Genomic DNA, 14,706 nt, shown 5'->3' with positions numbered 1-14,706 from the left:
TCCCATAAGTCTCCTTTTAAACAGTCATCTTCGATGTATCGACTTGGTTATTATGATTTCCAAGGCCAAGTCGGGAAATTTCTGCGGTCCTGTTTCTCTTCATTTTCTTTTTCAATAGTATCATGCTTAGAACTGGTATGATCTACTAAGCGATTAAGGCGTTCTAATTGATAGCCATAATCATACATCACAGCTGCTACAATAGACAACCTTAACACGCCACTAAAGTTTTCTTGATAGCGATCAATCATGGTATCCAAAAATTGATCATTGGCTTGCTCAACTTCTTCAGCCTCATGTCCATCATTTTTAATCTTATTATCGAGCTTCAGCAAAATATGCTCATGGAACTTAATTAACTGTTCCAGATGATTGTCAAAGTAATCATCTAACTGTGGAGTTCGTTCTGCTTGAAAATAATGTTGCTCTATAGCAGTTAGTACATCTACCCCTTTCCTAAGCGCTGTTAGCATTTGTTTATTGACTACAATGTGTCGATGTCGACTGAAAGAAGCTCGTTTTAATTTCTTCAGTTCCTCTTCCATCAAATTGTACTTATCACTTAAAGACTGAATCGAATTTTCTAGCGCTTTTTTTTCTTCACGGAAAACAGACTCTTTAATTTCATCTGACACTGCTGTTCGTAACAACAAAGATAATTTAGCGAATGTATTCTCAATCTGCCCTTTAAACTGTTCTAATGGCTTCGGTGGTGCAACCAGTATATTAATTAAAAAGGCAGACACGATACCAATAATACTGAGTGAAAAGCGATTAAGTGCAAATTGCCATTGACCGGAAGCTTCCATTACCGAAATAACAGTCACTAATGTTAGACCAATCGTATCTCCCATTTTGAGACGCAAACAAATCATAATCACCACAACACACATCAAGCCAATCGCAATTGGCTCATTGGAGAAAAACATTCCTCCAAGTAGTGCTAGTATGGCTCCTAATGTATTGGTCTGAATCTGATCCAGAAAATAACGGAAAGAGCGGTAAATAGATGGTTGCATTGCAAAAATAGCAGCAACCGCAGCAATCACCGGTGGCGTCAGATCAAGCCAGGAGCTAATGTACAAAGCAAGCGTAACCGCGATTCCGGTTTTGAGCATGCGGGCTCCAAAATTCACATGTGTTCCTCCTTCTAATGATACGGGTTCGATTAGATTAATCTTTGAGTATAATAGTTGTAAAAATAGTGGAATATATAGTATTACCCCAGATTAGTCCTTTTGTGAAGCAGAAGGTTGAACTTTTTTACCTCGCAGTCTACGCAGTAGCGGTACACGATACTTTACCATCACCCATTTGATCACAATATAAATAATAATCGCAAAGATAATGCTGTTTACAGCGGCTCCTGTAATAAAATCAACTCCTGCATCCCGCCAATGATGAGACTGATGGATCGGCTGCATATAATCTTCGGGCCAGTCTGGAATATCAATATTAGGCATACTTGCTGGAAGACGCGCAGAGCGCCATAATGTCACTAAAAAATGTCCTGTATGATAATTCAGAAAAAACGTTAAAGGCCATACAAAAGAATCTAGTGAAGCGGCGAAAATAGCGGCTGGCATCGCTCCTTTGAATAAACGGGTTAATCCCAATGAGAGTATGGGACCGATACCAATTAAAGGATACCAGCTTGGAAATAGTCCTACTGAAAAACCAATAGCTACTTGATGTGCTCCTTTTTTTAAGCGAAGCAAGCGAATCATGTTTAATTTCAGAAATCGTCCCGGGTGAATTTTTTTCATCAGGACCTCCAATCAGTGCCTTATCCATGTCAGTATTCTTTATTGTAACTGGTTCTTTTACGTAAAGAAAGTCTGGCTTCATGGAATTTGTCGAAATATGACAAAAAGCGCCCTTCCGTATGATAACGGCATTAGGCGCTCTGAAATGTATAGCTATAGAGGTTACATTTATATCATAATTTTCTCTTTTAATAATTCTGCTAAAATATCAGGGTAATCGGTAATAATACCGCCGACTTGCATGTCGATCAGTTCGCGCATAACGATAGGATCATTGATCGTCCATACGTTATATATCACTCCGGCTTGCTCCGCTTGTGCTACCCCGTCAGATGTAACTGCACTGTAATGAGCATGTAAAGCTGAAGCGCCAAATGTTTTGACATAATCCCATGGATTTACTAGATTTTCCATATATAGAATGCCTGTTTGAATCTCAGGTGCTAATTGATAACATGTCTGTAACGTATAATGGTTGAAGCTTGAAATAATCACACGATCAGTCAAATTATACTCTTGTATCATACGTACCAATTTTTCTTCAATACCTATATAGGGTTCAATATTGTTTTTGATCTCAATATTAAGCATCATCTCTGTCGGTGCGATCCAGGACAATAACTCGCTTAATAACGGAACATGTTCATTGGCAAATTCTTCGCTATACCATGAACCTGCATCTAATGTTTTAATTTCATCGTATGTTAAATCTTTAATCTGACCTTCATACCCTGTAGTACGCTTCAAGCTCTCATCATGAATCAAGACAAGCTGTCCGTCTTTGGTCATTTGTACATCAGTTTCAATCCCGGTTGCTCCCAATTTCCAACTTTTCTCAAAAGCCGCCATTGTGTTTTCTGGGCAATACCCGGAAGCTCCTCTGTGCGCGTAATTGATAATCGATTTCATGGAATAGCTCCTTTTCGATATAGCTGATTTGTAATCTACATATTCTACTTTACCAATTATACACATTAATGATTAGGAGAATATAAAAAAAACCACTTTCTTAAATGATCCAGAAAGTGGTTTTTTATTCATTATTATAGATAAATTATTTGTCATGAGTAGATCAAACTATTATTTCACAAGTGCTTTATTGGCTAAAGTCTGTGTATCAGCTAGCATTTTCTGCATATCCATTCCATAATGATTGCCTAGTAAAATAACCAGAACATCATCATCCAAATTATGCGTAAATCCTGTTGCATATCCTGTACCACTACCATTGTGATAGATGGTGCGTTTGCCATCTACATTTTTAATTAAGAACGCATAACCGTATGGCTTCAGATCGGAATATGTTGTAAACATTTTGTTGACGGTATCTTCACTTAGAATCGTATGATTATCAAATGATTTGTACCATTTCATCATATCATCCAGTGTTGAATAAAACGTACCTGTACCGGATTGAGATACATAATATCCTGCTTCATCCCAAGTATCGCCGTCTTTGACATATCCAGTGATCGTTTTGGTTGCTGGTGTTGTCTCGCCAGTGTCTTTCATATTTAAAGGATCTAAAAATTTCTGTTGGATATACTCTCCATACGATTCACCGGATACCTGTTGAATGATATAAGCTAGCAATACATAACCTTGATTACTATAGTTAAATCGTTCTCCTGGCTCAAAGCGTAACGGTTTGGTTTTGATCTCATCTACTGTCTGTTCTAACGTCATTCCTTCTGTACGGGTGAAGTTAGAGTTAAAGCCTGCGGTATGTGATAACAGCATATGCACTGTAATCTCATTCCCACGCGGGAAGTCTGGAATATAATCGGATAGATGATCGGTTAACTTCACTTTACCATCTTCGATTAATTTCATCACTGCGGATGCGGTAAATGATTTGCTCAATGAAGCAATACGAGATTTACCATCAGGAGGTGTTGCTTTTTCGCCACCAGATAATCCGTATCCTTTACGCATAACCACTTTACCTTTGTATGCAACAAGAGCTAGACCCGAATAATTTTGAGATTGTAAATACGTATCTACCGTTCTGGCAGAGCTTGCATATACGGTCGATTGATCGGGTGTCAAATTAATCGTCGTTACTTCAGGTGTAGAACTTACGGTCAAATTCGCTTTAAGTGAATCCGATAAAAAGCGTGCTGGAACCATCATCGTACCATATACGTTACGAGATACTTCTGGCATTTCAATCTCATATCCATCTAAAGTAATCTTATTCGTATTGGGTGTATGTACAACCTTGTCTCCATGACTATACATAACAACAGAACGAGTTGACGCATCCCATTGTGCTGTGGCTCCTAATTCACGAGCAGCTTGACGTAAAGGAACCAGTGTTGTTCCTTTGGTTACAAATGGTGCTGTATCCCAAGCGACTTCTTTGCCAGCAATCGTAATTACTGCGGGCTTTTCTGTACTTGCTGCTTGAGCTTTGGGTACAATATGTGAAGCTGGAACAATAGAAACGGTTAGTGCAGAAACGATTAACAATTTGGTCGCTAACGATACCCAATTGCTTTTTTTAACAAATGTCATAACGGTAAAATCCTCCTAAATCAGATGTAGCATTATAACGCATGCTCACGTAGCCGATAATATGCAGCACTATCTATTATAGTAGTTCAGCCTTCGTACAAGCAAGGCGAATACACATCAAATATGCGATTGATCGAAAAACACAGTCATAGTGTGTACGCTTTGCTTGACCTAAAAGTTGTGCTCCTCTCTGATTTTGTTGAGGTTATGACGAGGTAGTTAGCTGTTTGACAGCATCTTTGATTTTCAATTCATCTGCGATCGGACCCGTACTGATCCAATACTTGGCATTTACAGAATACAGATGATGGTTTTGCACAGCGGGTAGTGCTTGCCAGATCGGTGATTTTTGCAATTCGGCAAATTCAGACTGATCTTTCTGTAAATCTTCGCTTGTTCCTCCTGCACTGCCTGATGTGACAAACACATAATCAGCTTTGACTTCAGGAAGTACTTCTGTCGATAGATTTACATTTTGCTTATCTGGATTGTCTTTCTGCAATTGATACACCAGTGGCATCGGTAGTAATCCAAGATCGTTGTATAACATCCCTGCATAGCCAGGTAACGTTTGACCTTGTTTATTCTGATACCCTGGCAGATACAGACGTATATCTTTACTTGTTGTCCGTAAAAAAGCGATCGTTGCTTTATCACCGACAGCCTCCGTAATAGTAGCTTTGGCTTGTTGAACCTGACGATTATGATCGGTAATGACTTGGTGAGCTTGATCTTCCAGATCCAATGCTTTACCTATTTTGACAATAGAATTTTTCCAATCTTCACGATCATACACAATGGTAGGAGCGATTAAGCTTAACTGATCATATGTAGTTCGATCAATCGTGGCACTGGCTACGATCAGATCAGGCTGTGCATCGGCAAAAGCCTCTAGATTGGCTAAGCCACTATCCATATTTAAAATAGATACCTGCTGCGCTTTGAGACGATCTTCTAAATAATAATTTTCGCCAACAGATACTCCTAACACTAATGGAGCTTTGAGCGAAAGCAACATATCTTCAAGATTGTATGAAGCGATACGCTTAGGATGTAATGGAATCGCTGTCGTTCCGAATAGATGCTCTACCGATTGAGTCTGTGTAGCATCGGTTTGACTTGTAACCATTGATGATTCAGATGAACTTGTAGCACCGCAACCTGCTATACATATACACAGGATAAGGATGAATACAGGAAAGACTTTGCGTAATGATAATAAATACATATTTCCACTCCTTTTATTTATTGAGAATAATTCTCATTCATAAATATAACATAGTATTTGCTTTTATGAATCTAAACGTTCGATTTTCATTTTTTAAACATATATCTACACCAAAAAGCCTTCTATTCCTTTGAAAGATAACTGTCCATCCAAAGAATATAAAAAGCTTTAATGATAATCAGATAAATAATCTATAGGTATAATCCTCTAATATTATAAAAATTCATTATAATGGATAACCACTTGTCTCAAAAATTGTAGCGACTTCTCTGTATTGGACGACTCCAAAGAATGATTAGCTTCTGGCAATACAATCGTCTCCATCTGTTGCAAATGTTTTACTTTTTCACGACTGATCTGACTGAACATCGGATCATCGGTACCGTATAGCAATAATCCTTGCGACTGAGTAATATAAGGCAATGTCTGATCGAGCGGAGTTAGAAATAGATGACGTACAGGTAATGCTTTGTATTGGTCAAATACGCCTCCTGCTACTACCGTCCCCAGACTTTTGCTAATACTGGTGTAATTGGTGTAGTTGTATGCATTGGATTGACGGATCACTTCTGTACACTCTTTAACCAAAATATCCATTTGGTCGGATTCCAGTTCAGTTCGAGCTGCCTGATAACCATACTCTAATTGAAGAACATCGTTTCCTTTTTCTAAAGCACTTTGGGTTGCATAATACAGTAAAGGACGATCACAAGAATAGCTTTTACCTGGAAATAAAATAACAAGTGTAGAGGAACCTTGTGTAATATGTATATGTCTGCATGTTGTTCCCCAATGAGACTGTGTTTCAATAATCTTTCGTTTCAACAACACTATATTCCCCCTATACCGATAGCTTGATCATAGAACCAACAAACGTAGACATGCTCTGTTTATTTATCCTCAAGAAGTCTATACATTAGCTCCTTTATACAGTCAGCCCCCTACGAATCAGATTGGCACTGACAGGCTCACGTCCTAATTCTCGTGCCCAAATGGATAACTGACCGATATGATGAATCTCATGGGCAATCACATGACGCATCACCTCACCATAGGTCAATGATTCGCTTGATCCGTCTTTGCGTATATTGTGAAGAATATGATTTTCTTGATCGGATGTCCATGCTTGTACATATCCGCTTACTTCTACATGCAATTGATCGGACAAAGCCCGTAATTGAGCGACTGTATGGTAGTCTTCAAAATCAGTGAGTAAGCTATGTTGATCTCTAAGGTCATTAATCCAGCTATATTCTACATCTACAATATGATAGAGCGTATACAAAATACTGCCTACGCCACCGGTACGTTGTTGGAGCAATTCTTCTATTGATACGGATTCACACCAATCGAACCACTCTTGACGTACTTGCCAGTTATAGCGAAATAACATTTCCATCGATATACCTCCATTTTCCAGATCGTTTTATCTATTCAAAACAATGATATAGATAGGTCTTCCCGTTCATACTCCGTTGGTCTGGATCATAAATATGAGAAGTGAGTAATTGTTCTACCGTTAATGAAAGAATAAATTTCTGCAATTGAATCTGATCGTCAAATTGCAAACGCAGTACCTGATCATGTTTATCGTCCTCTAGTGTAATATCCCAAGTTCCTATATTAGCGTTTGTCATTTTCAAGCACTCCTTGTTGATGTGTTATCCCTTAGTATACATGACATCGCCCTATCTTTCCTATCCTTTCTCTATTGTTCATTATCGTTCTAGCTCACTATCTGTAAAATGGCGAATGCCTTTTTCTTGTTTAAATTTGTTCTGATTATACGTGGCAGAACTTTGACGTGGGATCGATAAGCTATTCCATTCACCGGTTTTGAGCATTTTGGCAATATATACAATCTGTCCAACATGATATGGATAATGAGCAAGCTGTCGATTGATCGCTTCAAGTAAAGTATGCCCTTCATTACGAATATAGATGATCTGTTCTAACTGCTGAGGTTCAACTTGGTCCAGCGTATCTAATAAACACTTCCACCCTTCTTCCCACTTGCTGATCACATCAGCCGCTGTAGCAAGATCATTTTCAAACTCAGCATCTCGATTACGCCATTCCTTTTCACCATCGGTTGTAAATATTTCTGTCCATCGTGAAAGCATATTGCCCCATAAATGTTTGACAATCATCGCAATACTATTACTTTCTTCACTGGGAATAACAAATAACTGATCTTCTTCTAATTGTGACATCGCTTTATCACCGAGCGTTTTGTAATATAAAAACTGCTTACGTGCACTGGATAAAATGTTAGTATATATTTCCATAATATTAACCTCCACTATTGGGATAGGATCATATTCGTCTTATAATGGTATTTTAAAGCAATATCGACAGCACTCCCAATTATTTTTTATCATGTAAGCGATTAAATATTTGTATAAGCTTCATTTATCACTTTACAAATGTCGATCATATGCCGAAATATACATTACTACCTTTGTCATTTTTTATCAAAATATAGGAGATTTACAGATTTGCGATTGGCATGAGTGTGATACATTGCAGTATGATAGATAAACCGTAGCCTCTTTTTCTCGAAAAATATTACTGATTAATAACTTTTTATTTTGTTTAACCATTTATGTACTCCATTTGTATAGCTAACTGTTATTTTTAGAAAGGAATTAAACGATCATGAAGCACCATGCTAGAAGAGAACGAGATAACGAACAATTACGAAGCAAAATTATGGATGCGGCACGTACTCTTTTTGTCACTGAAGGATATGCTCACGTATCAATGCGTAAAATTGCAGATCGTATCGAATATTCACCGACCACTATTTATCACTATTTTGCGAATAAAGAAGCCATTGTGCAGGAGTTATTGCGTGAAGTCTATTCTCAATTTTTTACTGTGTTAACGAAGCAAGCGAATCAATTAGAAGAACATGGTTACGATATTCCTGCACGCCTATTTCTAGTATCCAAAACGTATGTAGAATATGGGATTATGCATCCTGATCATTATGATATTATGTTTATCAGCAATCTAGAATCCGTATCAAATGCAGAACTTGATGTGAACGATCGACTTAATGGATATACTTTTCTCCATGAAGCGGTACAGATCGCAATTGATCAACAATATATTGTAGATGTCGAAGCAGATATCATTGTACGCTCACTCTGGGCGATGTTACACGGATTAACTACGACATTATCTAGCTTTTCCGAACGGATTGGTCAAGAGCAAGACGAATCACAAACACAGCAAAAGGATACACTGTCTAAAAAAGACAACAGTATATCCCCGTACAAACAGCACATTATTGACTTTACTCTTCGGCATTATATGAAGAGTATTCTACAACCAGGTACACCACTACCTGAGTCTGATCCTGAACTATAATTCTATACGGTAAATAGCAAATCCTTCTCCGTTTATTCCAGCGTACGTTAACTGCGGATAAACGGATAGGATTTTTTGTGCATCCGGTGAAGAAGGAACAGTAATGATCGGCTTGGATAATCCCAGTTCTTTATCAGAGGATGATCCTAATATAAGCGACCAGTTATGATCTGCTTCTGGATGAATCACCTTTTGTGCACGAATATACTGAATCAATACTTCTCGATTCTCTACAGGCACATCTAAAATAACACGATTTCCATCAGGATTAGCAAATGGAGTCGAATATGCCCGGTATTGATTGGTCACCACGATATACTCTGCATGATCCTCTACGTCTTTGCCTTCATAACGTAACTGTTCAATACGATGGGCATCTTTGTTCAATAATTGTCCTGCTGCACTATAACGTGGTGGCTGACACACATTGATCTGATACGTCATTCCGTCGATGATATCGAAATTAAACGAAGGAAAATCGGGATAAAGCAATGATTGTTCTTCAGTAACCTGTGGATCAATATGCTGATAAAGCCCTGCTGACCATTCTAACCATTCACGAATCTCTGCCCCGGTTAGACGTACTGCGCATAACGTATTCGCGTAATTATAAATATCCGATGTATGTTGTAGTGTCATTTTGCCAGCTTCAATATAAGCGTAATATTGTGGTCCATAACGTCCACCTGTTTTGAAAGCAGAAGCAGCCGACACGATAGGAAGATGACTGTACAATGTATCTGCCAATACTTGTTGTGCATACCAGATTTGAGCGTTATTAATAATTTGTACATAAGCACTATCCATTACTAATGCAAAATAACTGTATAACGGAATCGTACTTTCTCCTACAGGTGTATGAATATGATCCAATATGATTTGGTGCGGAATAGCAGCAATCTGTTCTAATTCTAGATCTGGTTCTACAGTAGATACTCTTTGTTCACGATCATAAATCGCACGCAATTGAGATATACCTTGTTCTACACTCCACACATCATTCTTATAGTGCAATTGCAGATCGATGATGCCTAGATGACTCCCCCACACGCCTGCTTCTACCGCAGGCACACCGTTAATCGTACCTTGCTCAAGATCCACTCCTTGTTTACCAGCAAATTCATTGCCCGGAAATAACTTATGCGCATGCCCGAAAAAGATCGCATCGATCCCTTCAATCTCACTTAATGGTAAAACAGCATTTTCACTGAGAACCGTTGTATCGTCAGAGTCTACATATCCAGTATGAGCAAGCATCACAATCAGATCTGCCCCTGCTGTACGCATCTGTGGAATCCAATACTGTGTCGCTCTCACCATATCTTGCACTGTGATTTCACCTTCTAAATGAGCCTTGTCCCATTGCATAATCTGAGGAGGCACTACGCCTATCACACCGATATGAATATTATGTATATCTCCATGATCGTCTACAATTTGTCGTTCTAAAATTAAGTAAGGTGGCAACAATGTATCAGGTGATCTATCTGATCCTTGAGCTGTTGCTGAATCCTTAGAAGCATGATAAATATTAGCATTCGTATATGGAAACTGGGCACCTTCTATACACTGCTGTAAATAATCCAATCCATAATTAAATTCATGATTGCCTACGGTTGCTGCATCATACGATAACGTATTCATTAATTGATGAATCGGATGTACTTTGTTTGTTGCTTCTATATAAGAATCTTGTTGCCAGAACAGACTGGAAGCTGCGTAATCCCCTAATGGATTTCCCTGTAAAATATCTCCGTTATCAAACAGCATATGATTTTCCACTTCTTTACGTGCTTGATGAATCAAAGTCGCTGTACGAGATAGCCCAATATCTACAGTCTCTTCATTACGATAGTAATCATATCCTGTCAGACTCACATGCAGATCGGTTGTTCCTAATAAACGCAATTGAGCTGTAATCGGTTGCTTGGTATTCATTCTAGACTCCTTCTTTCACTCTCATAATAGTAACCACTTTACAAAACATTTGACCACTGTTTAATATTTTACAAATAATTGACAGAAGTCATCATTTGCGCTGACCCTTCTTTCCCAATAAAAACGTAGAATAAATTTTGTGGGTTGTTTATCACCATTTACAAATGTATAACAACTTTAAAAGTGATATTAACTATCATAGTTATACCTTAGCTTATCGTAAATAGTAAATATCTAACCTACAAATGATTACATAAGGGAGTTTTGCATACTTCAAACGGTGCCTACGGTTTATATCATGCACAGCTTTACCTACACAACCAGTAAGACTACTTTTCTAGGGGGAAATAAAAGTGTTCAAAAAAATATTAATGTTAAGTATGACCGTTGCTCTGGCAACAGGACTTGCAGCTTGTGGTAATCAAGCGGCATCTACAGGAACAGGTAATGCAGCAGAGTCTTCTAGCTATGTGCCGACTGAATTGAAAGTTCAATTCGTACCTTCACAAAATGCAGACACGCTTGAAGCCAAAGCCAAACCACTTGAACAATTACTAGGCGACAAATTAGGGATTCCTGTCAAAGTAACAGTGTCTCCTGATTACAATACAATCGTAGAAGCAATGGCTTCCAAACAAATCGATGTTGGATTTTTACCACCGAATGCTTACGTACTTGCTCATGACAACCGTAAAGCAGCAGACTTATTGCTACAAGCTCTTCGTTTCGGTGTAAATGATGAGACAGGTCAACCGACTACAGATAAAGTAAACTTTTATAAATCAATGATTATCGTTAAAAAAGATTCGGACATCAAAACACTTGCTGATCTAAAAGGTAAAAAAATGGGATGGCAAGATGTGACTTCTTCCGCAGGTTATGTATTCCCGGCAGCTGAAATGAAAGCAGCAGGTATTGATCCAGATACAGACGTACAAGGTATCACGATCAAAGGTCATGATGCGGCTGTAATGGCTCTTCTTAATGGTCAAGTTGATGCCGTAGCGATCTTCCAAGATGCTCGTAACAATGTTAAAAAAGATGTTCCAGACGTATTCGAACAAACACGTGTCCTTCACTTCACTGCTCCTATTCCTAACGATACGATCAGCGTACGTTCTGATATGGATCAAGCATGGCGCGACAAAATCAGTCAAGCCTTTATCGATATTGGTAACGATCCAGAAGGTAGCAAAATTATTGAAGAAATCTACAGTCATGTAGGTTATGAAAAAGGCGACGATAAAAACTTCGATCCTGTTCGTAAATATGCAGAAGCTGTAGGTCAAGCAACCAAGTAAACAAAGAATGTAGTGAGCACTTGGCAGCACCGTCCTTCTTTTCGGACGGTGTTTGCTATTTTACATAGCAATCTGCTTGTTGAGTTCATCTATAGGTACGATGCGACTAATGAAGTACATTATTCTGAATATAGAAAGTTGGCAAATCATGATTACATTCAATGACGTTTCCAAAGTGTATCCTAATGGAACCAAAGGGCTTAACCATATCAATCTAACGATTAACGAAGGCGAATTAGTCGTCATTGTCGGACTGTCCGGCGCAGGTAAATCAACTTTACTTCGTTCGATCAATCGGTTGATCGATATTAGCGAAGGTGATATTCAGATTAACGGTCAATCGATCACTTCGGCTTCAGGTGCCAAATTGCGCCGTATTCGCCGTGGGATCGGTATGATTTTCCAAAGTTTTAATCTAGTGAAACGTTCGACTGTAATGCGTAATGTATTGTCCGGTCGTGTAGGTCATCATTCTACACTACGCACTGTATTCGGTATGTTCCCCAAAGAAGACCATGAACTTGCTTTAGATGCGTTAGCACGCGTTAATTTGCAAGAAAAAGCATATAGTCGTGCAGATCAGTTATCCGGTGGACAGCAACAACGGGTGTCTATCGCACGAGCGTTAGCACAACAACCACAGATTATTCTAGCTGATGAACCGGTAGCTTCTCTTGATCCGTTAACGACTCGTCAAGTAATGGATGATCTTCAACGTATTAATCAAGAGCTTCAAATTACTACGATTATTAATCTACATTTTATAGATTTGGCACGTGAATATGCGACTCGGATTATCGGGTTACGGGCAGGAGAAATTGTATTCGATGGAACACCGGAAGAAGCTACAGATGATGTATTTTCTCATATTTACGGACGCCCGATCCATCGTGATGAAGTATTAGGCGCTAATACACCTGGCGAAGATATCGTGACTGTGATTCCAGATGCGGCAGATATCAAAGCGACTTCTGGAGAACCGTTATGAATATGATGATTGAAGCCCCTGCGGCTCCTAAGAAATATAAAAAAATACTGACATGGCTATTTTTTATAGTCGTGCTTGTCCTTTGTAGTATTCAGACCGAAGTCACTCCTTATCAATTGATCCGTGGATTACCACAAATGGGCATTTTGTTAAGTGAAATGTTCCCACCGGATTGGAGTTACTTGCCTACGATCTGGAAGCCGATGGTTGAAACTGTACAGATTGCACTGGTCGGTACGATGCTAGGTGGATTGTTAGCAATCCCTGTATCGTTACTCTGTGCCTACAATATTGTACAAAGTCGTTTGGTTTCTTTGCCTGTACGCTTGATTCTGAATTTAGTGCGTACCATTCCTGATCTATTGTTTGCTGCGATTTTTGTAGCGATTTTCGGGATAGGACCATTTGCCGGAATGTTAGCGATTCTATTTTTCTCATTTGGACTTATTGCTAAGCTTACTTTTGAAGCGATCGAAGCGATTGATCCAGGTCCTATGGAAGCTATGACGGCTGTAGGTGCCAATAAAATTCAATTAATCGTTTTTGGCGTAATTCCTCAAGCGTTGCCTTATTACATGTCTTATCTGTTGTATGCTTTTGAAATTAATGTACGAGCAGCTTCTGTTCTAGGTCTAGTGGGTGCTGGTGGTATTGGTCTATTACTGGATCGCTCTCTTGGATTATTCCGATATGATCGCGCAGCTATGATTATTTTGCTAACGCTTGTGATTGTACTGGTTATTGATTACGGAAGTACTGTATTGCGGAGGAAATTACTATGAATCATACGTTACCGGCTAAGCCACTCTGGCACAAAATTCGTCCGTGGTGTTGGGTTATTTTTCTGGTTGTTGTGTATATCTGGGCATTTAATGGTCTCAAATTCGAAGGGATTCAATCCACTGCCAAAAGTGTCTCCCTCTCTATTTTAGATGGATTTATGCATCCTGATTGGTCATTTGTCTATGATCCTGCGGGTGAAGATTTATTACGTGGACTACTTGATACTTTAGTCATTTCAATCTTAGGTACATTTATTTCTGCTTTTCTGTGTATTCCTTTTGCTTTTTGGGCAGCAACCAATATGAGTCGTCGTCGTCCAGTTTCAGGAACAGGTAAGTTCAGTCTTAGTGTAATTCGCGTTTTTCCTGAAATGATTGTTGCGATCTTATTTATCAAAGCTGTTGGCCCGGGTTCTTTTGCCGGTGTGCTTGCACTTGGTATCCATTCGATCGGTATGCTTGCCAAGTTATTTTCAGAAACGATAGAAAGTATTGAAACAGGCCCTAGTGAAGCCTTAACGGCTGCTGGAGCCACGCGATTACAAATTCTATGGTTTGCCGTATTGCCTCAAGTGATTCCTCAATTTCTCTCGTATTCGTTGTATCGGTTCGAGATTAATATTCGCTCAGCTACAACACTGGGTCTAGTGGGCGCTGGTGGTATCGGAACACCATTGATTTTTGCTTTAAATATGCGTAATTGGAATCGTGTAGGTGTGATTCTGTTAGGAATCATCGTACTGGTTATCTTAACCGATCTAATCTCGGGTTGGATTCGGAAGCGTATTGTGTAAAATGGTTGGTTAGCACT

At 38.9% G+C, this 14,706-nt stretch carries 15 protein-coding genes; 5 read left to right on the top strand and 10 right to left on the bottom strand.

Annotated elements, in window-relative coordinates:
• Nucleotides 1–50: 50 nt before the first annotated feature.
• From PaeCFBP13512_RS08845 to PaeCFBP13512_RS08805, 9 genes are all read right to left on the bottom strand, one after another.
• Nucleotides 51–1,136 (bottom strand): FUSC family protein, encoded by a 1,086-nt coding sequence (locus PaeCFBP13512_RS08845; RefSeq protein ID WP_069326324.1) that lies wholly within the window; start codon nt 1,134–1,136, stop codon nt 51–53.
• A gap of 93 nt (nt 1,137–1,229) precedes the next feature.
• Complete coding sequence (locus tag PaeCFBP13512_RS08840; protein WP_069326323.1) at nt 1,230–1,766, bottom strand: DUF2062 domain-containing protein; 537 nt, start codon at nt 1,764–1,766, stop codon at nt 1,230–1,232.
• Between the two features lie 168 nt (nt 1,767–1,934).
• A complete protein-coding gene (locus PaeCFBP13512_RS08835) occupies nt 1,935–2,675 on the bottom strand; it encodes a glycerophosphodiester phosphodiesterase (RefSeq protein WP_137222584.1) in 741 nt (246 codons plus the stop codon).
• 171 nt (nt 2,676–2,846) lie between these two features.
• Nucleotides 2,847–4,283: a serine hydrolase gene (locus tag PaeCFBP13512_RS08830; RefSeq protein WP_137222582.1), complete on the bottom strand. Its 1,437-nt coding sequence runs from the start codon at nt 4,281–4,283 to the stop codon at nt 2,847–2,849.
• Between the two features lie 205 nt (nt 4,284–4,488).
• Nucleotides 4,489–5,412 (bottom strand): ABC transporter substrate-binding protein, encoded by a 924-nt coding sequence (locus PaeCFBP13512_RS08825; protein WP_161594242.1) that lies wholly within the window; start codon nt 5,410–5,412, stop codon nt 4,489–4,491.
• A gap of 312 nt (nt 5,413–5,724) precedes the next feature.
• Nucleotides 5,725–6,339 carry an alpha/beta hydrolase gene (locus tag PaeCFBP13512_RS08820; RefSeq protein WP_137222580.1) on the bottom strand — a complete coding sequence of 205 codons (615 nt, stop codon included), beginning with the start codon at nt 6,337–6,339 and terminating at the stop codon, nt 5,725–5,727.
• 97 nt (nt 6,340–6,436) lie between these two features.
• Nucleotides 6,437–6,910, bottom strand: a complete 474-nt coding sequence (locus PaeCFBP13512_RS08815) for a DinB family protein (RefSeq protein ID WP_137222578.1) — start codon at nt 6,908–6,910, stop codon at nt 6,437–6,439.
• Between the two features lie 31 nt (nt 6,911–6,941).
• Entirely contained in the window at nt 6,942–7,148 is a 207-nt protein-coding gene (locus PaeCFBP13512_RS08810; RefSeq protein WP_069326318.1) for a hypothetical protein, read from the bottom strand.
• Between the two features lie 81 nt (nt 7,149–7,229).
• Nucleotides 7,230–7,799, bottom strand: coding sequence for a DUF1572 family protein (locus tag PaeCFBP13512_RS08805; protein WP_137222576.1), 570 nt, complete (start codon nt 7,797–7,799; stop codon nt 7,230–7,232).
• A 370-nt stretch (nt 7,800–8,169) separates the two neighbouring features.
• Between PaeCFBP13512_RS08805 and PaeCFBP13512_RS08800 the strand changes: the two genes are divergently transcribed.
• Complete coding sequence (locus PaeCFBP13512_RS08800) at nt 8,170–8,886, top strand: TetR/AcrR family transcriptional regulator (protein ID WP_069326316.1); 717 nt, start codon at nt 8,170–8,172, stop codon at nt 8,884–8,886.
• Here PaeCFBP13512_RS08800 and PaeCFBP13512_RS08795 read toward each other — a convergent pair.
• Nucleotides 8,881–10,824 carry a bifunctional 2',3'-cyclic-nucleotide 2'-phosphodiesterase/3'-nucleotidase gene (locus tag PaeCFBP13512_RS08795; protein ID WP_137222574.1) on the bottom strand — a complete coding sequence of 648 codons (1,944 nt, stop codon included), beginning with the start codon at nt 10,822–10,824 and terminating at the stop codon, nt 8,881–8,883. The genes PaeCFBP13512_RS08800 and PaeCFBP13512_RS08795 overlap by 6 nt on opposite strands.
• A 353-nt stretch (nt 10,825–11,177) precedes the next feature.
• Between PaeCFBP13512_RS08795 and PaeCFBP13512_RS08790 the strand changes: the two genes are divergently transcribed.
• From PaeCFBP13512_RS08790 to phnE (PaeCFBP13512_RS08775), 4 genes are all read left to right on the top strand, one after another.
• Nucleotides 11,178–12,125, top strand: coding sequence for a phosphate/phosphite/phosphonate ABC transporter substrate-binding protein (locus PaeCFBP13512_RS08790; protein ID WP_069326314.1), 948 nt, complete (start codon nt 11,178–11,180; stop codon nt 12,123–12,125).
• Nucleotides 12,126–12,273: 148 nt separating this feature from the next.
• The gene (gene phnC / locus PaeCFBP13512_RS08785) at nt 12,274–13,113 is read left to right on the top strand and encodes a phosphonate ABC transporter ATP-binding protein (RefSeq protein WP_137222572.1); all 840 of its coding nucleotides are present in this window, start codon (nt 12,274–12,276) and stop codon (nt 13,111–13,113) included.
• Entirely contained in the window at nt 13,110–13,895 is a 786-nt protein-coding gene (phnE, locus tag PaeCFBP13512_RS08780) for a phosphonate ABC transporter, permease protein PhnE (RefSeq protein ID WP_083243336.1), read from the top strand. The genes phnC and phnE (PaeCFBP13512_RS08780) overlap by 4 nt, the downstream gene beginning before the upstream one ends.
• Nucleotides 13,892–14,689, top strand: coding sequence for a phosphonate ABC transporter, permease protein PhnE (gene phnE / locus PaeCFBP13512_RS08775; RefSeq protein ID WP_069326312.1), 798 nt, complete (start codon nt 13,892–13,894; stop codon nt 14,687–14,689). The genes phnE (PaeCFBP13512_RS08780) and phnE (PaeCFBP13512_RS08775) overlap by 4 nt, the downstream gene beginning before the upstream one ends.
• The last annotated feature ends 17 nt before the right edge of the window (nt 14,690–14,706 follow it).

The sequence above is a fragment of the Paenibacillus sp. CFBP13512 genome (assembly GCF_005233705.1).
GTDB classification, from domain to species: domain Bacteria; phylum Bacillota; class Bacilli; order Paenibacillales; family Paenibacillaceae; genus Saccharibacillus; species Saccharibacillus nuruki.
This window is presented reverse-complemented; position numbering and strand designations above follow the sequence as displayed.